The organism is Arthrobacter sp. J156 (genome assembly GCF_056172865.1).
The window spans coordinates 708520-731245 of the sequence record NZ_CM149650.1 but is presented as its reverse complement, the minus strand read 5'-3'; the positions used below and the strand labels follow the sequence as shown (position 1 = coordinate 731245).

Here is a 22726-nt window from a genome sequence, read left to right as displayed (position 1 = left end):
AGCCCGTGAACACCGACACCACGTCCGCCCCCGTCCACCTGGTCCGCGGCGCGGCCCCCTACGGCGGCGCCCCGAGCGACCTGCTGCTCGTCGACGGCGTGATCGCCGCCACCGGCCCCGCGGCCGCCGCCGACCCCCGCGCCGCCGGGGCCGCCGTCGTGGAAGCCGCGGGGCTCGTCGCCCTGCCCGGCCTCGTGGACCTGCACACCCACTTGCGCGAGCCCGGCCGCGAGGACGCCGAGACCGTCGAGACCGGCACGCGCGCCGCGGCCCTCGGCGGCTTCACGGCCGTCCACGCGATGGCCAACTCCCATCCCGTCGCGGACACCGCCGGCGTCGTCGAACAGGTCTGGAGCCTCGGCCGCCGCAGCGGCTGGGTCGACGTCCGCCCCGTCGGAGCCGTCACCGTGGGGCTGCAGGGCGAGCGCCTCGCCGAGCTCGGCGCCATGGCCGACTCCCGGGCCGGCGTCCGCGTCTTCTCCGACGACGGCATCTGCGTCCACGACCCCGTGCTGATGCGCCGCGCGCTCGAGTACGTGAAGGCGTTCGACGGCGTGATCGCCCAGCATGCGCAGGAGCCGCGGCTCACCGAGGGCGCCCAGATGAACGAGGGCGATGTCTCGGCGGTCCTCGGGCTGGCCGGCTGGCCCGCCGTCGCCGAGGAGAGCATCATCGCCCGCGACGTCCTCCTGGCCGACCACGTCGGCTCGCGGCTGCACGTCTGCCACGTCTCCACGGCGGGCTCCGTGGAGATCATCCGCTGGGCGAAGTCCCGCGGCATCGACGTCACCGCCGAGGTCACGCCCCACCACCTGCTGCTCACCGACGAGCTCGTGCGCAGCTACGACCCGGTCTACAAGGTCAACCCGCCGCTGCGGCGCGAGGCGGACGTCATGGCCCTGCGCGAGGCCCTCGCCGACGGCACGATCGACATCATCGGCACGGACCACGCCCCGCACCCCTCCGAGGCCAAGGAGTGCGAGTGGGCGCAGGCCGCCATGGGCATGACCGGCCTGGAGACCGCGCTGTCCGTCGTCCAGCACACGATGATCGAGACGGGCCTCATCGGCTGGGAGGACTTCGCCCGGATCACCTCGGCCACGCCGGCCCGGATCGGCCGCGTCGCCGGCCAGGGCCGTCCGATCGCCGCGGGCGAGCCGGCGCACCTGGTCCTCGTGGATCCCGCCGCCCGCTGGACGGTCGACCCCTCCACGATGGCCACCATGGGACGGAACTCGCCGTTCGCCGGCATGGAACTGCCGGGCTCCGTCCGCGCGACGTTCTTCCACGGCTGGCCGACCGTCCTCGACGGCGTGCTGGACACGCCACGCCCGGCGGGGGACGCCGCGTGAAGTACCTCCCCGCCATCGTCACGACCCTCGCGGTCTGCCTTGTGCTCGCGGGGCTGATCTGGGCCGGGTGGCGCCACCGCATCCGCCGTCAGCAGGACGTTGCCGCCCCCGCCGCGCCGCCGTGGCAGCTCTCCGCCCCCCTGGCCGCGGCCGAGGGGCAGTACGTGAGCACCACGACGGCCGGAGACTGGCTGGACCGCATCGCCGTGCACCAGCTGGGCTTCAAGGCCAACGGCGCACTGTCGATCCATCTCGAGGGCGTCCTCTACGCCCGGACGGGCGCCCCCGACGTCTTCATCCCCGCCGCCGACCTCGACTCCGTCCGCCGCGAGTCGGGCATGGCCGGCAAGTTCGTCGAGAAGGACGGACTCGTCGTCGTCGCGTGGCGCCTCGGCGGGCACGACGTCGACACGGGCTTCCGCCCGCGGCGCCCCGACGCGGCCGCGCCGCTCGTGGCCGCCGTCGAATCACTGATCTCCGGCACAGCAGCCGGCCCCGCAGAAAAGAAGGACACGAAGTGAGCGCACACCCCCTGACCGAACCCGCCGTCCTGGTGCTGGAGGACGGCCGCGTCTTCCGCGGCCGCGGATACGGCGCCACGGGCACCGCCCTGGGCGAGGCCGTCTTCGCGACCGGCATGACGGGCTACCAGGAGACCATCACCGATCCGTCCTACGCCCGCCAGCTCGTGGTGCAGACCGCCCCGCACATCGGCAACACGGGCGTGAACCGCGAGGACGCCGAATCCCGCCGGATCTGGGTCGCCGGCTACATCGTCCGCGACGCCGCCCGTCGACCGTCGAACTGGCGCTCCGAGCGCTCCCTCGACGACGAGCTCGCCGAGCAGGGCGTCGTCGGCATCCAGGGCGTCGACACGCGGGCCATCACACGCCACCTGCGCGAGCGCGGGGCCATGAAGGCCGGGATCTTCTCCGGCGACGCCGCGGACCGCTCCGAGGCCGAGCTGCTGGCCCAGGTCGCCGGCCAGGCGCCCATGAAGGGGGCCCGGCTCGCCGAGGAGGTCAGCATCGACTCCGCCTACACGGTCGAGCCCGCCGACCACGGCTGGGAGGGGGAGCCCCGGTTCACGATCACCGCCCTCGACCTCGGCATCAAGGCCATGACCCCGCAGCGCTTCGCCGAGCGCGGCGTCCGCGTCCACGTCCTGCCCGCGTCCTCGACGTTCGAGGACGTCACGGCCACGGCCCCGGACGGCGTGTTCCTCTCCAACGGCCCCGGCGATCCGGCCACGGCCGACGCCCAGGTCGGCCTCCTGCGCCGCGTGCTCGATGAGCGGATCCCGTTCTTCGGCATCTGCTTCGGCAACCAGATCCTGGGCCGCGCGCTCGGCTTCGGCACCTACAAGCTGCGCTACGGCCACCGCGGCATCAACCAGCCCGTCTTGGACCGCACGACCGGCAAGGTCGAGATCACGAGCCAGAACCACGGCTTCGCCGTCGACGCCCCGCGCGACGGCGTCTCCACGGCCCCCGAGGCGCGCTTCGGCCGCGTCGAGGTCAGCCACGTGAGCCTGAACGACGACGTCGTCGAGGGCCTGCGCTGCCTGGACCTGCCGGCCTTCTCCGTCCAGTACCACCCGGAGGCGGCGGCGGGTCCGCACGATTCCGCCTACCTCTTTGACCGCTTCATCGACGTGATGGCCGCCGCCCAGGGCCCGGCCGACAGCAAGGAAGACAAGTAATGCCCAAGCGCTCCGACCTCAGCTCCGTCCTGGTCATCGGCTCCGGGCCGATCGTCATCGGCCAGGCCGCCGAGTTCGACTACTCCGGCACCCAGGCCCTCCGCGTGCTCAAGGAGGAGGGCGTGCGCGTCATCCTCGTGAACTCCAACCCGGCCACCATCATGACCGACCCGGAGTTCGCCGACGCGACCTACATCGAGCCCATCACCCCCGAGGTGGTCGAGAAGATCATCGCCAAGGAGCGCCCGGACGCCGTCCTGCCGACGCTCGGCGGGCAGACGGCCCTGAACACGGCGATCGCCCTGGACAAGAACGGCGTGCTCGAGAAGTACGGCGTGGAGCTCATCGGCGCGAACATCGCCGCGATCGAGCTCGGCGAGGACCGGGAGAAGTTCAAGGGCGTCGTCGAGCGCTGCGGTGCCGAATCGGCGCGCTCCGTGATCGTGCACACCATGGACGAGGCCTTCGCCGCGGTCGAGGAGCTCGGCTATCCCGTCGTCGTCCGGCCCTCCTTCACGATGGGCGGCCTCGGCTCCGGCCTCGCGTATGACGCCGTGGACCTGCGCCGCATCGCCGGCGCCGGCCTGCAGTACTCGCCGACCTCCGAGGTGCTCCTGGAGGAGTCCATCCTCGGCTGGAAGGAGTACGAGCTGGAGATGATGCGCGACAAGAACGACAACGTCGTGGTCGTCTGCTCCATCGAGAACTTCGACCCCGTCGGCGTGCACACGGGCGACTCGATCACCGTGGCCCCGGCGATGACCCTGACCGATCGCGAGTACCAGAGGCTGCGCGACATCTCGATCGCCGTCATCCGCGAGGTCGGCGTCGACACGGGCGGCTGCAACATCCAGTTCGCGATCGAGCCGGACACCGGCCGCGTCGTCGTCATCGAGATGAACCCCCGCGTCTCCCGGTCCTCCGCGCTCGCCTCGAAGGCCACGGGCTTCGCGATCGCGAAGATCGCCACCAAGCTGGCCCTCGGCTACACCCTGGACGAGATCCCGAACGACATCACCCTGAAGACCCCGGCGAGCTTCGAACCGACCCTGGACTACGTCGTCGTCAAGGTGCCGCGTTTCGCGTTCGAGAAGTTCCCCGCGGCCGACCCGACCCTGACGACCACCATGAAGTCGGTCGGCGAGGCCATGGCGATCGGCCGCAACTTCACGGAGGCCCTGCAAAAGGCCCTGCGCTCGCTCGAGCAGAAGGGCTCGGAACTGCGCTTCGACATCCCCGACGCGGCCGACGTCCCGGGCCTCGTGGAGGCGGCCCGGCGGCCGACCACCGACCGCCTGGCCCAGGTCCAGCAGGCGCTGCTCGGCGGCGCGGGCCTGGAGGAGCTCTACGAGGCCACGGGGATCGACCCCTGGTTCCTCGACCAGCTCGCGCTGATCAACGAGACCGCCGCGACCGTCCGCGACGCGGGCGCGCTCACGGAGGACGTCCTGCGCCTCGCCAAGCGCCACGGCTTCTCCGACGCGCAGATCGGGCAGATCACGCACACCCCGGAGGCCGTCGTGCGCGGCGTCCGCCACGCGCTCGGCATCCGCCCCGTCTACAAGACCGTCGACACGTGCGCCGCCGAGTTCGAGGCCTTCACCCCGTACCACTACTCCTCCTACGACGAGGAGACCGAGGTGGGCCGCCACGAGAAGCCGTCGGTCATCATCCTGGGCTCGGGGCCGAACCGGATCGGCCAGGGCATCGAGTTCGACTACTCGTGCGTCCACGCCACGATGGCGCTGCGCGACGCCGGCTACGAGACGGTCATGGTCAACTGCAACCCCGAGACCGTCTCGACGGACTACGACGTCTCCACGCGCCTGTACTTCGAGCCGCTGACCCTCGAGGACGTCCTCGAGGTCATCGCCGCCGAAGAGGCGACGGGCGGCGTCCTCGGCGTGTTCGTCCAGCTCGGCGGCCAGACCCCGCTCAAGCTCGCCCAGGCCCTCGCCGACGCGGGCGTGCCGATCCTCGGCACCTCTCCGGAGGCGATCGACCTGGCCGAGCACCGCGGGGCGTTCTCCCGCGTGCTCGACGGCGCCGGGCTGACCTCGCCGAAGAACGGCACGGCCGTGTCCTTCGAGGAGGCCAAGCGGATCGCGGACGAGATCGGCTACCCGGTCCTGGTCCGGCCGTCCTACGTCCTGGGCGGGCGCGGCATGGAGATCGTCTACGACGAGGCGAACCTCTCCCGCTACATCGCCAACGCCACCGAGATCACCGAGGACCACCCGGTGCTCGTGGACCGCTTCCTCGAGGACGCGATCGAGATCGACGTCGACGCCCTCTACGACGGCACCCAGCTCTACATCGGCGGGATCATGGAGCACATCGAGGAGGCCGGCATCCACTCCGGCGACTCGGCCTGCGTGCTGCCCCCGATCACGCTCGGCGCGGACGTCGTCGAGCGCGTCCGCGTCGCAACCGGCGCGATCGCCGCCGGCGTCGGCGTCCGCGGCCTGATCAACATCCAGTTCGCGCTCGCCTCCGACGTCCTCTACGTCATCGAGGCCAACCCGCGCGCCTCGCGCACCGTCCCGTTCGTCTCCAAGGCCACGGGCGTCCAGCTCGCCAAGGCCGCCGCGCTCATCGGCACGGGCACGACGATCGCGCAGATGCGCGCGCCGGGCGGGCTCCTGCCGGCGACGGGCGACGGCTCCCTGCTGTCGGCCGACGCCCCGGTCTCGGTCAAGGAGGCCGTCCTGCCTTTCGCGCGCTTCCGGACGCCGGAGGGCCGCGTCGTGGATTCGCTGCTCGGCCCGGAGATGCGCTCCACGGGCGAGGTCATGGGCATCGACAAGCACTTCGACACGGCGTTCGCCAAGAGCCAGGCGGCCGCGAGCAACCCGCTGCCGACGTCGGGCCGGGTGTTCGTCTCGGTGGCCAACCGGGACAAGCGCTCGATCGTGCTCCCGGTCAAGCACCTCGCCGACCTCGGCTTCGAGATCGTTTCGACGGGAGGCACCGCGGAGGTCCTGCGCCGCAACGGGATCCCCGCGACGGTGGTCCGCAAGGTGCGCGAGGGCAGCGCCGCGGGCGAGGACAACATCGTGGACCTGATCACGGAGGGCCGGATCGACATGATCCTGAACACGCCCTCGGGCGGCGATGCCCGCGGCGACGGCTACGAGATCCGCGCGGCGGCGACCTCGGTCGGCACCCCGGTGATCACCACGGTCGCCGAGTTCGGCGCCGCGATCCAGGCGATCGAGGCCATGCGGCAGTTCGAGTGGAACGTCGCGAGCCTGCAGGAACACGCCGCCCGGCTGAAGGCCTCGGCCGGTGTCTGACGCGGACGCCGCAGTGGGGACGGCCGCGGGGCAGTACGACGCCGGGGCCTCCTTCGGCGCGCGCCTCGCCGCCGCGATCGCCCGCCACGGCCGGCTCTGCGTCGGCATCGACCCCCACCCGTCGCTCTTGTCCGCGTGGGGACTCGGCGACGACGTCGACGGCCTGCGGGCCTTCTCGCTCGGCACGGTCGAGGCGCTGGCCGGGCGACTGCCGGCCGTGAAGCCGCAAGTCGCCCTCTACGAGCGGCACGGTTCGGCGGGGATGGCGGTCCTCGAGGAGACCCTCGCGGCGTGCCGCGAGGCCGGGCTCCTGAGCATCGCCGACGCGAAGCGCGGGGACATCGGATCCACGATGGCCGCCTACGCGGATGCCTGGCTGCGGGACGGCTCCCGGCTTGCGGCCGACGCCGTGACGCTGAGCCCGTACCTCGGCTTCGAGTCGCTGCGCCCCGCGCTGGACCTCGCCCGGGCGAGCGGTCGCGGCGTGTTCGTCCTGGGGCTCACGTCCAATCCCGAGGGCGCGCAGGTCCAGCACGCCGGGGGAGCGGACTCCGTGGCCAAGCGCATCGTCGAGGCGGCGGCGGCCGAGAACGCCGGGGCGGTGCCGTTCGGCTCGACCGGCCTCGTCGTCGGCGCGACGACGGCCACCGCGGCCGCCGGGCTCGGCATCGACCTCGCGGCCTCCTCCGCCCCGCTCCTCGCCCCCGGGCTCGGCGCCCAGGGCGCGACGGGGGCCGACCTCAAGGCGGCGTTCGCGGACTGCTTCGGCCAGCTCCTGGCCACGAGCAGCCGCGGCGTGCTCGCGGCCGGCCCGGACGCGGGCGCCCTCCTGGAACGGGCGCTGCGCACGCGGGACGAACTGGGCTGAACGGGGCGCGCCGCCCATTGCGCCAACCCCGGCGGTTCGCTAAGTTCGAGGTCAGCCGTATGTTCTGGATCGTTGGGGATTCCACGTCAACAGGGGGCGCACGCTATGGTACTGAAGTCACTGTCGGACGAGGACCGCGCCCGGGCCCGGGCCAAGGCCCTCGCGTCGAGGACCCGCCGGGCCGAGGTCAAGTCGGCGTTCGGCGCCGGGCGCCTGGGCATCGAGGAGGTGCTCGGGCTGGGCGCCGCCGAGGAGGCCGTCGGGCGGCTCCGGGTCGCCGACCTGCTGGAGGCCGTCCCGGGCGTCGGCCGGATCCGTGCCGCGGCGCTCATGGAGCGCCTCGGCATCTCCCCGAACCGGCGTCTGCGCGGCCTGGGCCGCAAGCAGCAGGACGCCCTGCGGAGGCACTTCGCGGCGCCACGGGGCAGCGAGAAGGGCTGAGCCGGTCCCGGAGCGTCCGGCCGGAAACGAACAAAGGACACCATGACCGCATCTGCAACGCCCAGCGTGACCGTGCTCGCAGGACCGACCGCCGTCGGCAAGGGGACGGTCTCGACCTACATCCGGGACAACTATCCCGAGGTCTGGCTGTCCGTCTCGGCGACGACGCGCGATCCACGACCGGGGGAGCGCGACGGAACCCACTACTTCTTCGTCGGCCCCGACGAATTCTCCCGGCTCGTCGACGAGGGCCAGATGCTCGAGTGGGCTGTCGTCCACGGGCGCAACAGCTACGGCACGATCCGCTCCAAGGTCGAGGAGGCCGTGGCCGCCGGGCGGCACGTCCTGTTGGAGATCGACCTGCAGGGCGCGCGGCAGGTCAAGGCGTCGCTTCCGGAGGCGAAGTTCGTCTTCCTGGCGCCCCCGAGCTGGGACGAGCTGGTCCGCCGGCTCATCGGCCGCGGCACGGAAACACCCGAGGAACAACAGCGGCGCCTGGATACCGCTAAACTGGAACTTGCCGCCGAACCGGAATTCGATGTCACGATCGTGAACGACGACGTCCGGCGTGCGGCCGACGAGCTGGTTTCCCACATGGGCCTGGCCCCGCACACGCGGTAGCCGGCTGCCGGCACCGACGCACAACACACAGAATTTGGAGGCTTCGTGTCCACGAACCTTGAGGGCATCATCAATCCGCCGATCGACGAGCTGCTGACCACCACCGACTCCAAGTACGCACTGGTCATCAACTCGGCCAAGCGCGCGCGCCAGATCAACGCCTACTACTCGCAGCTGCACGAGGGGCTCTTCGAGTACGTGGGCCCGCTCGTGGATACCAAGCTCAACGAGAAGCCGCTGTCGATCGCGCTGCGCGAGATCAACGACGGCCTCCTGAAGGTCACCCCGGTGGCCGCCGAAGAGCCCGCCGAGTAGCAGCGGGACCGTGGCCGTGCAGCAGCGGATCGTCCTTGGAGTGTCCGGCGGGATCGCCGCCTACAAGGCCGCGTCGCTGCTGCGGCTGCTTAAGGAGGCCGGCCACCACGTCGACGTCGTCCCGACCGCGAACGCGCTGCGCTTCGTCGGCCGGCCGACGTGGGAGGCGCTCTCCGGCCGCCCGGTGACCGAGGACGTCTTCGACGCCGTCGACACGGTCAACCACGTCCGGCTCGGGCAGGAGGCCGACCTCGTCGTCGTCGCCCCCGCCACCGCCGACCTGCTGGCCAAGGCCGCGGCGGGGATCGCCGATTCCCTCCTGGCCAACACCCTCCTCGCCTCCCGCGCCCCGGTGGTCATGGCCCCGGCCATGCACACGGAGATGTGGGAGCACCCCGCCACCCGGGCCAATGTCGCCACGCTGCGCGCCCGCGGCGTCACGGTCATCGAGCCCGCCTCCGGCCGGCTGACGGGCCGGGACTCCGGGCCCGGCCGGCTGCCCGAACCGCAAGAGCTCTTCGACTCCGTCCAGGCGCTCCTCAATGGGCCCGGGACCACCCCGGCACCCGGCGGGCCGGCCCCCGACGCGACCGGCGCCCGTCCCCTGGAGGGCCGCACCGTCGTCGTCAGCGCCGGCGGCACCCGCGAGCCGCTCGATCCCGTCCGCTATCTCGGCAACCGCTCGAGCGGCAAGCAGGGGATCGCCGTCGCCCGTGCCGCGCTCGCGGCTGGGGCGGCCGTGCGGCTCGTCGCCGCCCATCTGGAGGCCCCCGTGCCCGAGGGCGTCGAACTCAGCCACGGACGCACGGCGGTCGAGCTGCGGGAAGCGGTCCGCGCGGCCTGTGAGGGGGCGGACGTCCTCGTCATGACGGCCGCCGTCGCGGACTTCCGGCCGGCCGAGTACGCCGCGGCCAAGATCAAGAAGAAGGACGACGGCGGGGCCCCCGTCATCGAGCTCGTGCGCAACCCGGACATCCTCGCGGGGCTCGTCGCGGACCGGGCGGCCGGCGCCTCCGGGCTCCCGGGGCTGATCGTGGGCTTTGCCGCGGAGACGGGCGACGCCGAGGGCTCCGTCCTGGACCACGCCCGGGCCAAGCTGCTCCGCAAGGGCTGCGAGCTGCTCGCGGTCAACGAGGTCGGCGAGGAGCTGGCCTTCGGCCAGGACGTCAACACCGTGACCGTGCTGGCCGCGGACGGATCCGCGCCGCGGCGACTGGAGGGCACGAAGGACCAGGTCGGGGAGGGGCTCGTCGCCGTCATCGCGGAGCGGCTGAACCGGTAGAGTGGTCGGGTGACTTCTGCTAACCCCGCCCTGCGCCTGTTCAGCTCCGAGTCGGTCACCGAGGGCCACCCGGACAAGATCTGCGACCAGATCAGCGACGCGATCCTCGACGCGATGCTCGCCCAGGACCCGGATTCCCGGGTCGCCGTCGAGACCCTGACCACCACGGGCCTCGTCCACGTCGCCGGCGAAGTCACGACCAACGGCTACGTCGAGATCCCGCAGCTCGTGCGGCAGACCATCCTCGACATCGGCTACGACTCCTCCGCGAACGGCTTCGACGGCGCCCGCTGCGGCGTCTCCGTCTCGATCGGGCAGCAGTCGCAGGAGATCGCCGACGGCGTGTTCAACTCCTTCGAGGCGCGCGAGGGCCTGCAGAAGGACCCCCGCGACCTGCAGGGCGCCGGGGACCAGGGCATCATGTTCGGCTACGCCTCGGATGAGACCGACGTGCTCATGCCCACCCCGATCTTCCTGGCCCACCGGCTCTCCGAAAGGCTCACGGAGGTCCGCAAGAACGGCTCCCAGCCGCTCCTGCGCCCGGACGGCAAGACGCAGGTCACGATCGGCTACGACGGCGACACGCCGGTCTCGGTCGAGACCGTCGTGGTTTCCTCCCAGCACGCGAGCGAGCTCCTGCTGCCGCAGCTGCGCGAGGAGCTGCGCGACCTCGTCGTCAACCCCGTCCTCGCGGACGCCGGTCTGGACACCTCCAACACCCGCGTCATCCTGAACCCGTCGGGGCCCTTCATCATCGGCGGCCCCGTGGGCGATGCCGGCCTGACGGGGCGGAAGATCATCGTGGACACCTACGGCGGCTTCGCCCGCCACGGGGGAGGCGCGTTCTCCGGCAAGGACCCCTCGAAGGTGGACCGCTCGGCGGCCTACGCCATGCGCTGGATCGCCAAGAACGTCGTCGCCGCCGGGCTCGCCCGCCGCGTCGAGATCCAGGTCGCCTACGCGATCGGCGTCGCGCGGCCCGTGGGGCTGTACGTCGAGACGTTCGGCACCGAGACCGTCGACCCGGCCCGCATCGCCGAGGCCGTCAACGAGGTCTTCGACCTGCGGCCGCTGGGCATCATCGAGGACCTGGACCTCAAGCGGCCGGTCTACCAGCGCACGGCCGCGCACGGCCACTTCGGCCGCGAGGACGCGGACTTCACGTGGGAGCAGACCGACCGCGTCGAGGCCCTGCGCTCCTGGTTCAACGCCTAGCCGCAACGCCGTGGATGCCAGCCAGCCCTCGCTGCTGACGGGCTTCGACACGACGCGGCCGATCGCCCGCCCCGCCGCGGCCCGGGAGCTTCCCGTCGCGCGCGTCCTGCTGGAGACCCAGGTCCCGCATCTGGACCGCTACTTCGACTACCTGGTCCCGGCCGAGCTGGCCGACGAGGCGCAGCCGGGCGTGCGGATCAAGGCCCGCTTCGGCGGCCAGGAGCTGCCCGGCTTCATCGTCGAGCGGCGCGCGGAGTCCGACGCGGGCGTGAAGCTGCAGCCGCTCGGACGCGTCGTGTCCCCGGAACGCGTCCTGGAGCCGGGCGTGCTCGCGCTGTGCGAGGCGGTGGCCGCGCGCTACGCGGGAAGCGTGTCCGACGTCGTCCGCAGCGCCGTGCCGCCCCGCATGGCCCGCGTCGAGAAGGAGGACACCGCGCCGGCCCCGCCGGAACGGACCACCGCGGAAGGCGACGCGCCGGACGGGACCGCCCGGGACGGGTCCGGGCCGGGCCCCTGGGACGCGTACGACGGCGGGGCCGCCTTCCTCTCCGCCCTCGCCTCGGGCGGCTCGCCCCGTGCGGTCGCGACCGTCGCGCCCAACACGGGCGGCTGGCCCCTGTTGCTGGCCACCGCCGTTGCCGCGTGCCTCGCCTCCGGGCGCACCGCCGTCGTCGTCGTCCCCGATGCCCGGGACCTCGCCCGGCTGGACCCGGTCCTCACGGACCTCGTGGGCCCGGACGTGCACGTGAGGCTGACCGCGGACGACGGCGCCACGCCGCGCTACCGCTCCTTCCTGCGCGCGGCGCGGGGCCAGGTCCGCGTCGTCGTCGGCACCCGCTCGGCGGCCTTCGCGCCCCTGCCGGACCTCGGCCTCGTGGTCTTGTGGGAGGACCACGACGCGAGCCACGCCGAGCCGCGCGCCCCCTATCACCATGCCCGCGAGACGCTCCTGCTGCGGGCCGGGCAAAGTGGATGCGCGCTGCTCATCGCCTCCCACGGGCGCAGCGCGGAGGCCCAGCGGCTTGTGCTCACGGGCTGGGCCGGCGACATCTCCCTCCCGCGCCCGGCGCTGCGCCGCGCCGCGCCCCGCGTCGTCGCGAGCTCGGACAGCTACGAGCAGGAACGCGACCCCCTGCTCCATGCGGCCCGGCTGCCGCAGGCGGCGTGGAAGGCGGCGGCCGCGGCGCTCGAGCGGGGCCCCGTCCTCGTCCAGGTCGCCCGCACGGGATTCGTTCCCACCCTGCGCTGCCAGCACTGCCGAACCGCCGCGCGCTGCGGCCACTGCTCCGGCCCCCTCGCCATGGCCGGCTCCGGAGCCGCCCCGGGCTGCCGGTGGTGCGGCCGGCAGGCCCTGGACTGGCGGTGCGCCGAGTGCGGCTCGCCGCGGCTGCGTGCGGGCAGCGTCGGCGCCGATCGGACGGCCGAGGAGCTCGGCCGGGCGTTCCCCCGCGTGCCGGTGGTCTCCTCCACGGGGGCGAAGCCGCGCGCGGAGGTGGACGGCCGGCCCGCGCTCGTCGTCTCGACCCCAGGCGTCGAACCCGTCTGCGCGGACGGCTACGCCGCGGTGCTGCTGCTGGACGGCGACCGGATGCTCTCCCGGGACGGGCTGCGCACTCCCGAGGACGTGCTGCAGCGGTGGCTCGCGGCTGCCTCGCTCGCCCGCGCGGGAACGGACGGGGGAACAGTCGTCGTCGCGAGCGCGGGGGAGTCGGATCCGTTGCGGGCGCTCGTGCGCTGGGATCCCGCGGGATTCGCCGCCCGCGAGCTCGAGGAGCGCCGCGGGCTCGGCCTGCCCCCGGCGGTGCGCTCCGCCGTCGTCACCGGCCCCGCGGCCGCGGCCGACGCGTTCATCGACGGGCTCGCGTTGCCGGCCGGCGCCCGCACGGCGGGACCGGTGCTGCAGGACGAGGGCCGGCACCAGTGGATCGTGTTCTTCTCCTACGCCGACGGGGCCGCGGTCACGGCGGCCCTGAGGGAGCGGCGCGCGGTGGCCTCGGCCCAGCGCGCCCCCGTCGTCACCGTCCGGGTCGACCCGGAAGAGGCGCTGTAGCGGCGAGGAAGCCGTCCACGGCGGCGGCGGCCGCGGCGGCCGTCTCGTAGTGGACCAGGTGGCCGACGCCGGGCAGGACCGTCAGGCGCGCCTCCGGGAAGCGCGCGGCGAGCGCCTCCTGCCCCGCGACGGAGCCGAGCTCGTCGAGCGCGCCGGCCACGAGCAGGACGGGGACGCCGATCGCCGCGGCATACTGCCCCACCGTGCCGGAGATGGAGGCCTCGAAGGCCTCGCGCAGCGTCGCCCGGTCGCTGAACCGGCCGAAGTAGCGGCGGTGCTGGTCCTTGACGTAGGCGCGGACGCCGGGATCGGAGGACTTCGTCATCGCGCGGCTCATCAGGTCGGTGACGGCGCGCGAGCGCAGCAGGGCGTCGCCCGGCCCGGCGGGCAGTACGGCGCCGGCGGCGTAGAAGAGCGAGGCTCCGCGGGACATCAGGGCGTTGCCGCCCTCGAGCGCCGGTTCGCAGATCGGGTTGAGCAGGACAAGCCGGGAGAACGCCCCCGGGTGCGTCGCGAGGAGGGCGGAGGCGACGAGCGAGCCGAAGGAGTGGCCCAGCAGCACCGCGTCCCCGGGGACGCCGAGCTCGACGCGCAGGGCGTCGACGGCGCGCGCGTAGCCCGCGACGTCGTGGGCCGTCCCGACGAGGGGGGAGGAGGCGCCGAAGCCGGGCAGGTCCGGGACGACGATCGTGTACCCGGGCAGCGCGTCCACGATCCGCTGCAGGCCGTGGTGGTCGCCGCGGAAGCCGTGGACCGCGAGGATCGTCCCGCGGGAGGGCCCGGCCGCCGGGTAGGTCCAGCACTTGACCCGGGCGCCCAGGACGTCGTGGCTCGTGGTCAGGGCCGTGCGCGGGGAATCCATGGCTCCACTGTATCGGCGGCGGCGCCTGCTCCGGGTGCCGTGCCCGCCGCTCCGTCGCGGCGCGTGGCCTCCCCGACGGGTCAGGCCCGCATTCCCGCGCCGTCCCGCGAGTCGAGGAGGTCCAGGAGCGCTGCCGCGGCGGCCTCGTCGAGGACCAGGTCCGTCACGAGGCCCATCTCCAGTGCGGCCGCCAGGGCGGGGACCTTCGACCGCCCGGCAACGGCGCAGACCCGGCGCGGGACGCGGCGCAGGACCTCGAGCGAGGGACCCGTGGAGCGCCGGTTCAGCCCCACCGCATCCGTCGATCCGTCGGAGGTGAAGAACGTCGTGGCCACGTCGCCGACGACGCCGCGGTCCCGGATCTCCGCCAGGTCCTCCGCCGTCAGGTATCCGCCCCGGTAGACGTGGCTGGGGACGTCCGCGTCCACGGTGCCCAGGCCGAAGACGACGAGCCCCATGTGTCCCTGCAGGTCAAGGACGCGGCGGACCGAGCGTTCACGCCACATCATGTCCCGCGTGCGCGCGTCGTCGAAGAACGTCGGCACGGGAAACTGCTCGATGCGCGCTCCGAAGGCCGCGCCGAAGCGCTGCAGGATGTCGGAGGCGTAGGCGATCCCGGAGGACTGCACATTCCCCGAGCCATTGAGCTGGACGACGACGGTGCCGCGCGTCGGGAGCGGCTTGAGGTGGCGGCTGATCGCGCTGACCGTCGCGCCCCAGGCGACGCCGACGATCATGTCGGAGCCGACGAGGTTCGCCAGCACCTCGGAGGCCTGCACGGCGACGCGTTCGAGCACCTGTGCCTCGCCCAGTTCCCGGTCCGTGGGGACCGCGTGGACGGAGATCCCGTAGCGGTCCGCGATGCGGCCTTCCAGCTCGGGTACCGGTGACCCCGTCTTGTTGATCACGAAGCTCACGACGCCGGTCTGGCGGGCGCGCGCGATCAGGCGCGAGACCGTGGACCGGGAGACCCGCAGCTCGCGGGCGATCGCGTCCATGGTGAGGTCCTGCAGGTAGTACAACTGCGCCGAGCGCAGCACCTGCGCGTCCCGTACCGGGTCGGCGTCCTCTGGGCGGCCCTGGTGGATCCGCTCATTTCCGAGCCGTTTCACGGCCATCCGATCCCCTCCTCCCGTGCTCCGCCCGCGAATTCTGCACGTTTGTGCACAGGCGTTGACGCAACATCCCAGCGCCTTCAAGACTACTGGTACGGGCCGTCTTTCGGCCCGCCGAAGCCAGCTACCGACTCCCGCCCGTGAGGATTCCCCGTGCCCCAGAGCCTTCCACCCCGCGCCCACGTCCAGGCCTTCAAGGACCGGCCCCGCGCCGAGGTCCTCGTCGTCGGAGGAGGTATCAACGGCGTCGCCACGTTCCGCGACCTCGCCTTGCAGGGAGTCGACGTCGCCCTCGTGGAACGAGGCGACTACTGCCAAGGGGCCTCGGGGGCGTCGTCGCACATGATCCACGGCGGCATCAGGTACCTCGAGAACGGCGAGTTCCGGCTCGTCAAGGAGTCGGTGGCCGAGCGCAACGGGCTCCTCGCCATCGCACCGCACCACGTCAAGCCCCTGCGGACCACGATCCCCGTGTTCTCGACGTTCTCGGGCATCCTGGGGGCGCCCCTGCGCTTCCTGCGGCACCGTAACGGGCGCCCCACCGAACGCGGCGCCGTGTTGATCAAGGCCGGGCTCGTGATGTACGACTGCTTCGCGGGGCTCCGCGCCGGCCGCAGGACGCCCTGGCACTCCTTCCACGGGCGCCGGAAGTCGCTCGCGGCGCTGCCTCGGCTCCGTCCGGACGTGAAGTACACCGCCACTTACTTCGACGCCTCCGTGCACAACCCGGAACGGCTCACGCTCGACGTGCTGCAGTCCGGGCTCGAGGCCCATCCGGCGGCACGGGCCTCCAACTACCTCGGCCTCGTGCGCCACGACGCCGACGGCGCGGTGCTGCGCGACGAGCTGACGGGCGAGGAGTTCCGGTTCCAGGCCGACGTCGTCGTGAACGCGACGGGAGCGTGGGCCGATCTCACCAACGACTCGGTCGGCCGGCCGTCGGCGTTCATGGGCGGAACCAAGGGGAGCCACATCGTCCTGGACCATCCGGAGCTCCTGCGGGCCACGGGCGGGCGGGAGATCTTCTTCGAGCACCGGGACGGGCGGATCGTGCTGATCTACCCGATCGGCGACCGGGTGCTCGTCGGCACCACGGACATCGAGGCGGACATGACCGAGGACCCCGTCTGCACCGACGACGAGACCAGGTACTTCTTCGAGCTGATCCGCCACGTGTTCCCGGACATCGCCGTCGGCCGCGACGACATCGTCTACACCTTCTCCGGCGTCCGGCCGCTGCCCCGGCACGCCGACACGCAGCCGGGCTTCGTGTCCCGGGATTACCGGATCGAGCGCACGCTCCTGGCGGGCGGGACCCCGATGCTCACCCTCGTCGGGGGGAAGTGGACGACGTTCCGGGCCCTGGCCGAGCACCTGGCCCGCGACGTCCTGGCCGAGAGCGGACGGACGCGGACGGTCCAGACCCAGGACCTCGCGATCGGCGGAGGCCGCGACTACCCCCTCGATCCGGCCGCGCTCGAGGACTGGTTCACCCGGCGGGTCGGCCGTGCGGACCGGCGGCGGCTCGAAGTCCTGTTGGAACGCTACGGAACGGGGGCCGACCGCGTCCTCGAGCACTGCGGAGCGGGGGACCGTCCGCTCCGTGCCTGCGACGAGCTCACAGTGGGGGAGCTGGGGTACCTGGCCCGGCACGAGCAGGCGGCACGGCTCGTCGACGTCTTCATCCGGCGTACGTCGCTCGCCTTCCGCGGCCTCGTCACGAACGCCCTGCTCGAGGAAGCGGCCACCGTCCTGGCGCGGCACCACGGGTGGGACGAGGCGGAGACCGCCGCGGAGGTCGAGCACGCCCGGGACGTCCTGCGGCGACGCCACGGCGTCCGGCTCTCCGACGAGGCGACACCGGCCCGGGCCACGGCTTCGGGACGCGACCCGCTGCCTGCCTAGCCCGCGCCGGGAACCGGTGCCCGGCCCCGCGCCAGGCGACCGGCCCGGCCGGCCACCCCGCCCCTTCGTGGCCGGGATAGCCTTGAGTCCCCGGCCTTCGTCCGCCCGACAGCGTCCTGGTCGCGGCCCGCCCGTTCCCTGCCTGCACATCGACGTGAAACACGAGGTGAAACACATGAGTGAGAAGTACGTGATCGCTCTCGATCAAGGAACCACCAGCACGCGCGCCATCGTCTTCGACCACGAAGGCCGGATCACCTCCACCGGGCAGCTCGAGCACGAGCAGGTCTTTCCCCAGGCCGGGTGGGTGGAACACGATCCCCTTCAGATCTGGCGGAACACGCGCGAGGTCGTCGGGAGCGCCCTGTCCAAGGCGAACCTGACGCGCCACGACATCGCCGCGGTCGGCATCACCAACCAACGCGAGACGACGGTCGTGTGGAACAAGTCGACGGGCCGGCCCGTCTACAACGCCATCGTCTGGCAGGACACCAGGACGCAGCCCATCGTCGACGAGCTCGCTGCCGACGGCGGCATCGACCGCTACGAACCCCGGGTCGGGCTCCCGCTGGCCACCTATTTCTCGGGAACCAAGATCAAGTGGATCCTGGACAACGTCGAGGGAGCGCGGGAGCAGGCGGAGCGGGGCGAGCTGCTCTTCGGCAACACCGATGCGTGGTTGACCTGGAACCTGACCGGGGGTCCCGACGGCGGCGTGCACGTGACCGACGTGACGAACGCGTCCCGCACGCTGTTCATGGACCTGGAGACGCTCGACTGGGACGAGTCGATCCTGGCCGACTTCGGCGTTCCCCGCTCCATGATGCCGGCGATCAGGTCCTCCTCCGAGGTGTACGGAGAGGTCCACGGCTCCCAGCTCCTGCGGGAGGTCCCCGTCGCGGGCATCCTGGGGGACCAGCAGGCCGCGACCTTCGGACAGGCCGCCTTCGGGCGGGGAGCCGCCAAGAACACCTACGGCACCGGATGCTTCCTCATCTTCAACACGGGCGACGAGATCGTCCGCAGCGGGAACGGGCTGTTGAGCACCGTCGCCTACAAGCTCGGCGACGGGCGACCCGTCTACGCCCTCGAGGGCTCGATCGCGGTCACCGGCTCCCTGATCCAGTGGCTGCGCGACAACCTCGGCCTGGTCTCCTCGGCCGCCGAGGCCCAGGAGCTGGCCTCCTCCGTCGAGGACAACGGCGGCGTCTACATCGTCCCCGCGTTCTCCGGGCTGTTCGCGCCCTACTGGCGGCCCGATGCCCGTGGGGCGATCGTCGGGCTCACCCGCTTCGCCAACAAGGGCCACATCGCGCGGGCGGCACTCGAGGCCACGGCCTTCCAGACCCGCGAGGTCCTCGACGCCGTCAACGCCGACACCGGGGTCCCGTTGACCGAGCTGAGGGTCGACGGCGGCATGGTCGCGAACGACGCGCTGATGCAGTTCCAGGCCGACCTGCTCGGAGTGCCCGTGGTCCGGCCGCGCGTCATCGAGACCACGGCCCTCGGCGCCGCCTACGCCGCGGGGCTCGCCGTCGGATTCTGGAAGGACCTGGGCGAGCTCGAGGGCTACTGGGCCGAGGACAAGAGGTGGGAACCCGTCATGGACCCGGCGGAGCGCGATCGACGCCTGCGGCTCTGGAAGAAGGCCGTGACCCGGACCTTCGACTGGATCGACGACGACGTCGTCTGAACGGCGGCGGCCGGCCACGCCCCGCCGTCGCACCGCGGGCGGAGCGGGCGGCCGGGGCGTCCCCGCGGCCCCGCTGGGGTACCATGGAGCCATGGAACGGACGTCCCTACGCCGCCTGCCGTACGAAGTGCGCTGACAGCACCGCACCCCGTACGGCAACCCCTTGCATGCAAGGGGTTTTTGTTTGCCCCGAGGGGCACACGGCGGGCACGGCCCGCGAGGCACCGACTGAACGAGGAAGACCACCAGTGAGCAGCGAGAACAGCACCACCATCCGGAACTCGGCGGACGAAGGCCGGAGCTACGACTTCGCCTCCATCGAGGCCACCTGGGCCCCGGTCTGGGAGCAGCTCAACGTCTTCGCGCCGGTCGACGACGGCACGCGGGAGCGACGCTACGTCCTGGACATGTTCCCCTACCCCTCGGGCGACCTGCACATGGGCCACGCCGAGGCCTTTGCCATGGGCGACGTCGTCGCCCGCTACTGGCGCCAGCGCGGCTACGACGTCCTGCACCCGATCGGCTGGGATTCCTTCGGCCTGCCCGCGGAGAATGCCGCGATCAAGCACGACGCCCATCCCGCCGAGTGGACGTACGCCAACATCGAGACCCAGGCCGCCTCGTTCAAGCGCTATGCGATCAGCGCCGACTGGTCCCGCCGGCTGCACACCTCGGACCCCGAGTACTACCGGTGGACCCAGTGGCTCTTCAAGCGCTTCCACGAGAAGGGCCTGGCCTACCGCAAGAACCACCCCGTCAACTGGTGCCCGAAGGACCAGACCGTCCTGGCCAACGAGCAGGTCGTCAACGGCGCCTGCGAACGCTGCGGAACCCCCGTGACCAAGAAGGCCCTGAACCAGTGGTACTTCAAGATCACCGACTACGCGGACCGCCTGCTGGAGGACATGGAGCAGCTCGCCGGCCACTGGCCGGAGCGCGTGCTCGCCATGCAGCGCAACTGGATCGGCCGCTCCGAGGGAGCGCACGTCGAGTTCGCGATCGAGGCCGCCGACGGCGCCGCGGAGCGCACGGTCACCGTCTTCACGACCCGGCCGGACACCCTGTACGGAGCCACGTTCTTCGTCGTGGCCGCGGACGCCGAACTGGCGGGGGAGATCGTCGCGCCGGAGCACCGCGCGGAGCTCGAGGCCTACCAGGAGCAGGTCAAGGCCCTGAGCGAGATCGAACGGCAGTCCACCGAGCGCGAGAAGACCGGCGTGTTCCTCGGCCGCTACGCCGTGAACCCGCTCAACGGCGAGAAGCTGCCCGTATGGGCCGCGGACTACGTGCTCGCCGACTACGGCACGGGGGCCATCATGGCCGTGCCCGCACACGACCAGCGCGACCTCGACTTCGCCCGCGCCTTCGACCTGCCCGTGCGGCTCGTCGTCGACACGGGCGAGGAGGACCCGGCCGTTTCGGGCACCGCGACGGGCGGCGACGGCACGCTCGTCAACTCGGGTCCGCTCGACGGCCTCGGCAAGGCGGAGGCCATCGCCCGGGCCATCGAGATCGTGGAATCCGCCGGAACCGGCCGCCACACGGTCAACTACCGGCTGCGCGACTGGCTCCTGTCCCGCCAGCGCTTCTGGGGCACCCCGATCCCGATCGTGCACTGCCCGGACTGCGGCGAGGTGCCCGTCCCGGACGAGCAGCTGCCCGTGACCCTGCCCTCCGACCTGCGCGGCGAGGCCCTCGCGCCGAAGGGGACGTCCCCGCTCGCGGCGGCGACCGAGTGGGTGAACACCGAGTGTCCGCGGTGCGGCGGGGCCGCGCAGCGCGACACCGACACCATGGACACGTTCGTCGACTCGTCCTGGTACTTCCTGCGCTTCGCCTCGCCCGACTACACGGAGGGCCCGTTCGACCTCGAGGCGGCCAAGGACTGGCTGCCCGTCGGCCAATACGTCGGCGGCGTCGAGCACGCCATCCTGCACCTGCTCTACTCGAGGTTCTTCACCAAGGTCCTGTTCGACCTCGGCCTGGTCGGCTTCACCGAGCCCTTCTCGGCCCTGCTGAACCAGGGCCAGGTGCTCAACGGCGGCAAGGCCATGAGCAAGTCGCTCGGGAACGGCGTGGACCTGGGCGAGCAGTTGGACCTCTTCGGCGTCGATGCCATCCGGCTGACGATGATCTTCGCCTCGCCGCCCGAGGACGACGTGGACTGGGCCGACGTGTCCCCGTCGGGCTCCGCGAAGTTCCTGGCCCGTGCCTGGCGCCTGGCCGGCGACGTCTCGAGCCCGGCCGGAACGCCGGCCGCGGGCGGTGACGCCGCATTGCGCCGCGCCACCCACCGCACGCTGCACGAGGCGGCCGAGCTGCTCGATTCGGGCAAGTTCAACGTCGTCGTCGCGAAGACCATGGAGCTCGTCAACGCGACCCGCAAGGCCATCGACGCCGGCCCCGGCGCGGCCGACCCGGCGGTGCGCGAGGCCGTCGAGGCCGTCTCGATCCTGCTCAGCCTGTTCGCCCCGTACACCGCGGAGGACATGTGGGCCCGGCTCGGCCACGAGCCCTCCGTCGCCAACGCCGGCTGGCCGGAGGTCGATCCGGCGCTGCTCGTGCAGGAGACGGTCGTCGCCGTCGTCCAGGTCCAGGGCAAGGTCCGCGACCGTCTCGAGGTCTCCCCGGGCATCGCGGAGGACGAGCTGCGCGAGCTGGCCCTGGCCTCTCCGGCCGTCCAACGCGTCCTCGACGGCCGCGGCCTGCGCACGGTGATCGTCCGCGCACCCAAGCTCGTCAACATCGTCCCGGCCTGACCCGGCACGGGCCGCTACCGTCCGCGGATCCCACAAGGCAGACTGGAGCCATGGACAGCAACGGCGATTCCGAGCGTCCGGTCCGGCGCACCCCCTCCGCGGGGTGGCTGGACCGGCTGCGCGGCCGTCCGGTCGCGTCCGCGCGCCCGCGGCGGGAACCCCCGGCGCACGTCGCCGTGGTGACGGACAGCGCCGCCGCGGTCCCGCCCGAGTGGGCCGCGGCGCATGCGGACCGGCTGCGGGTCGTTCCCATGCCCGTGATGATCGACGGACAGATCTACACGGAGGGACTCGACGACGTCGAGACCGAACTCGCGCTGGCCCTCGCCATGGGCAAGACCGTGCAGACCTCCCGTCCGGCCCCCGGGCTCTTCGCGCGCAGCTACCGGGAGCTCGCGGAGGCCGGCGCGACGCACATCGTCTCCATCCACATCTCCGGGCGGCTCTCCGGCACGGTCGACGCCGCGCGGCTGGCCGGCGCCGACGGCCCGGTTCCCGTCACGGTGATCGACACGCAGACCGTCGCGCTGGCCCAGGGCTTCGCCGTCATGGACGCCGTCGCCGCCGCCGAGGCGGGCGCGGGGCCGGAAGAGGTCGCTGGCGCGGCCGCGCACGCGGCCGACCACCTGATCTGCTTCGCCGTGCCGAGCCTGGAACAACTGCGGCGGGGCGGGCGCATCACGACGGCAGCCTCGATGATCGGAACGCTCCTGGCCGTCAAGCCGATCCTGGGCATCGCGGACGGGCAGGTCGTCGTCAAGGACAAGGTCCGCACCCTGCCCAAGGCGCTCGCCCGGCTCGTCGACCTGGCCCGATCGGCGGCCGCGGACCGGCACGACGGCGCCCGCATGGCCGTCCAGTACTTCGGCAACCGGGCCCAGGCCCTGGAACTCGTCCACGAGCTCGCCGGCAGCGCCCACGGCGACGTGTGGTGCGTCTCCCTGCCCGCCGTCCTCGCGGCGCACACGGGTGCGGGCGTGTTGGCCGTCGCGGTGGACGCTCCGAGCCGTCCCCGCACTCCGGAACACACGGGCCCCTCGCCGGCGGTCCAAGGCGACGAGACCACGGGCAGCGGCCCCTCCGAGCCGTCCGACACCGACCGCTCGTAGCAGCGGGCCCATCGAAGCTGCGGCCCGCCGGCGCGCCGCCCCATACACGGCCTCGGAGACCCGGCCTCCCCGGACGTTCGGCGGGGCGCGCCACGCGGTAGCTACCGTCCGTCCGCGGAGCCTTCCCCCTCCACAGCCTCG

The 22726-nt window shown here is 72.6% G+C and carries 17 protein-coding genes; 15 read left to right on the top strand and 2 right to left on the bottom strand.

What is annotated here, in order from left to right; genetic code table 11:
• Positions 1–5: 5 nt before the first annotated feature.
• The 11 genes from AC0QR5_RS03410 to AC0QR5_RS03360 all read left to right on the top strand — a co-directional run bounded on the left by AC0QR5_RS03410 (position 6) and on the right by AC0QR5_RS03360 (position 13142).
• Complete coding sequence (locus AC0QR5_RS03410) at positions 6–1352, top strand: dihydroorotase (RefSeq protein ID WP_329861375.1); 1347 nt, start codon at positions 6–8, stop codon at positions 1350–1352.
• Positions 1349–1873 (top strand): PH-like domain-containing protein, encoded by a 525-nt coding sequence (locus AC0QR5_RS03405; RefSeq protein ID WP_329861376.1) that lies wholly within the window; start codon positions 1349–1351, stop codon positions 1871–1873. The genes AC0QR5_RS03410 and AC0QR5_RS03405 overlap by 4 nt, the downstream gene beginning before the upstream one ends.
• A complete protein-coding gene (gene carA, locus AC0QR5_RS03400; protein ID WP_329861378.1) occupies positions 1870–3054 on the top strand; it encodes a glutamine-hydrolyzing carbamoyl-phosphate synthase small subunit in 1185 nt (394 codons plus the stop codon). The genes AC0QR5_RS03405 and carA overlap by 4 nt, the downstream gene beginning before the upstream one ends.
• Positions 3054–6350: a carbamoyl-phosphate synthase large subunit gene (gene carB, locus AC0QR5_RS03395; protein ID WP_329861379.1), complete on the top strand. Its 3297-nt coding sequence runs from the start codon at positions 3054–3056 to the stop codon at positions 6348–6350. Before carA ends, carB begins: the two co-directional genes overlap by 1 nt.
• Positions 6343–7218 (top strand): orotidine-5'-phosphate decarboxylase, encoded by an 876-nt coding sequence (gene pyrF / locus AC0QR5_RS03390; RefSeq protein ID WP_329861380.1) that lies wholly within the window; start codon positions 6343–6345, stop codon positions 7216–7218. Before carB ends, pyrF begins: the two co-directional genes overlap by 8 nt.
• Positions 7219–7323: 105 nt before the next feature.
• On the top strand, positions 7324–7659 hold the full coding sequence (gene mihF, locus AC0QR5_RS03385) for an integration host factor, actinobacterial type (RefSeq protein ID WP_329861381.1): 336 nt from the start codon (positions 7324–7326) through the stop codon (positions 7657–7659).
• A 42-nt stretch (positions 7660–7701) separates the two neighbouring features.
• Positions 7702–8280, top strand: a complete 579-nt coding sequence (gene gmk, locus AC0QR5_RS03380; RefSeq protein ID WP_329861382.1) for a guanylate kinase — start codon at positions 7702–7704, stop codon at positions 8278–8280.
• 45 nt (positions 8281–8325) lie between these two features.
• Positions 8326–8595, top strand: a complete 270-nt coding sequence (gene rpoZ / locus AC0QR5_RS03375; protein WP_329861383.1) for a DNA-directed RNA polymerase subunit omega — start codon at positions 8326–8328, stop codon at positions 8593–8595.
• 10 nt (positions 8596–8605) lie between these two features.
• A complete protein-coding gene (coaBC, locus tag AC0QR5_RS03370) occupies positions 8606–9877 on the top strand; it encodes a bifunctional phosphopantothenoylcysteine decarboxylase/phosphopantothenate--cysteine ligase CoaBC (protein ID WP_329861384.1) in 1272 nt (423 codons plus the stop codon).
• 9 nt (positions 9878–9886) lie between these two features.
• Entirely contained in the window at positions 9887–11092 is a 1206-nt protein-coding gene (gene metK / locus AC0QR5_RS03365; RefSeq protein ID WP_329861385.1) for a methionine adenosyltransferase, read from the top strand.
• A 10-nt stretch (positions 11093–11102) separates the two neighbouring features.
• Positions 11103–13142 carry a primosomal protein N' gene (locus AC0QR5_RS03360; protein WP_329861386.1) on the top strand — a complete coding sequence of 680 codons (2040 nt, stop codon included), beginning with the start codon at positions 11103–11105 and terminating at the stop codon, positions 13140–13142.
• On the opposite strand, the gene AC0QR5_RS03355 is transcribed toward AC0QR5_RS03360, so the two are convergent.
• Together AC0QR5_RS03355 and AC0QR5_RS03350 are read right to left on the bottom strand one after the other, a co-directional pair.
• On the bottom strand, positions 13108–14004 hold the full coding sequence (locus AC0QR5_RS03355) for an alpha/beta fold hydrolase (protein ID WP_329861387.1): 897 nt from the start codon (positions 14002–14004) through the stop codon (positions 13108–13110). The two genes, AC0QR5_RS03360 and AC0QR5_RS03355, sit on opposite strands and share 35 nt — an antisense overlap.
• An 80-nt stretch (positions 14005–14084) precedes the next feature.
• The gene (locus AC0QR5_RS03350) at positions 14085–15122 is read right to left on the bottom strand and encodes a sugar-binding transcriptional regulator (RefSeq protein ID WP_329861388.1); all 1038 of its coding nucleotides are present in this window, start codon (positions 15120–15122) and stop codon (positions 14085–14087) included.
• 150 nt (positions 15123–15272) lie between these two features.
• Between AC0QR5_RS03350 and AC0QR5_RS03345 the strand changes: the two genes are divergently transcribed.
• The 4 genes from AC0QR5_RS03345 to AC0QR5_RS03330 all read left to right on the top strand — a co-directional run bounded on the left by AC0QR5_RS03345 (position 15273) and on the right by AC0QR5_RS03330 (position 22585).
• Positions 15273–17024 carry a glycerol-3-phosphate dehydrogenase/oxidase gene (locus AC0QR5_RS03345; RefSeq protein WP_329861389.1) on the top strand — a complete coding sequence of 584 codons (1752 nt, stop codon included), beginning with the start codon at positions 15273–15275 and terminating at the stop codon, positions 17022–17024.
• 175 nt (positions 17025–17199) lie between these two features.
• Complete coding sequence (glpK, locus tag AC0QR5_RS03340; protein ID WP_329861390.1) at positions 17200–18717, top strand: glycerol kinase GlpK; 1518 nt, start codon at positions 17200–17202, stop codon at positions 18715–18717.
• A 167-nt stretch (positions 18718–18884) separates the two neighbouring features.
• Complete coding sequence (gene leuS, locus AC0QR5_RS03335) at positions 18885–21476, top strand: leucine--tRNA ligase (protein WP_430632752.1); 2592 nt, start codon at positions 18885–18887, stop codon at positions 21474–21476.
• Positions 21477–21526: 50 nt separating this feature from the next.
• Positions 21527–22585, top strand: a complete 1059-nt coding sequence (locus AC0QR5_RS03330) for a DegV family protein (protein WP_329861392.1) — start codon at positions 21527–21529, stop codon at positions 22583–22585.
• Positions 22586–22726 lie beyond the last annotated feature (141 nt).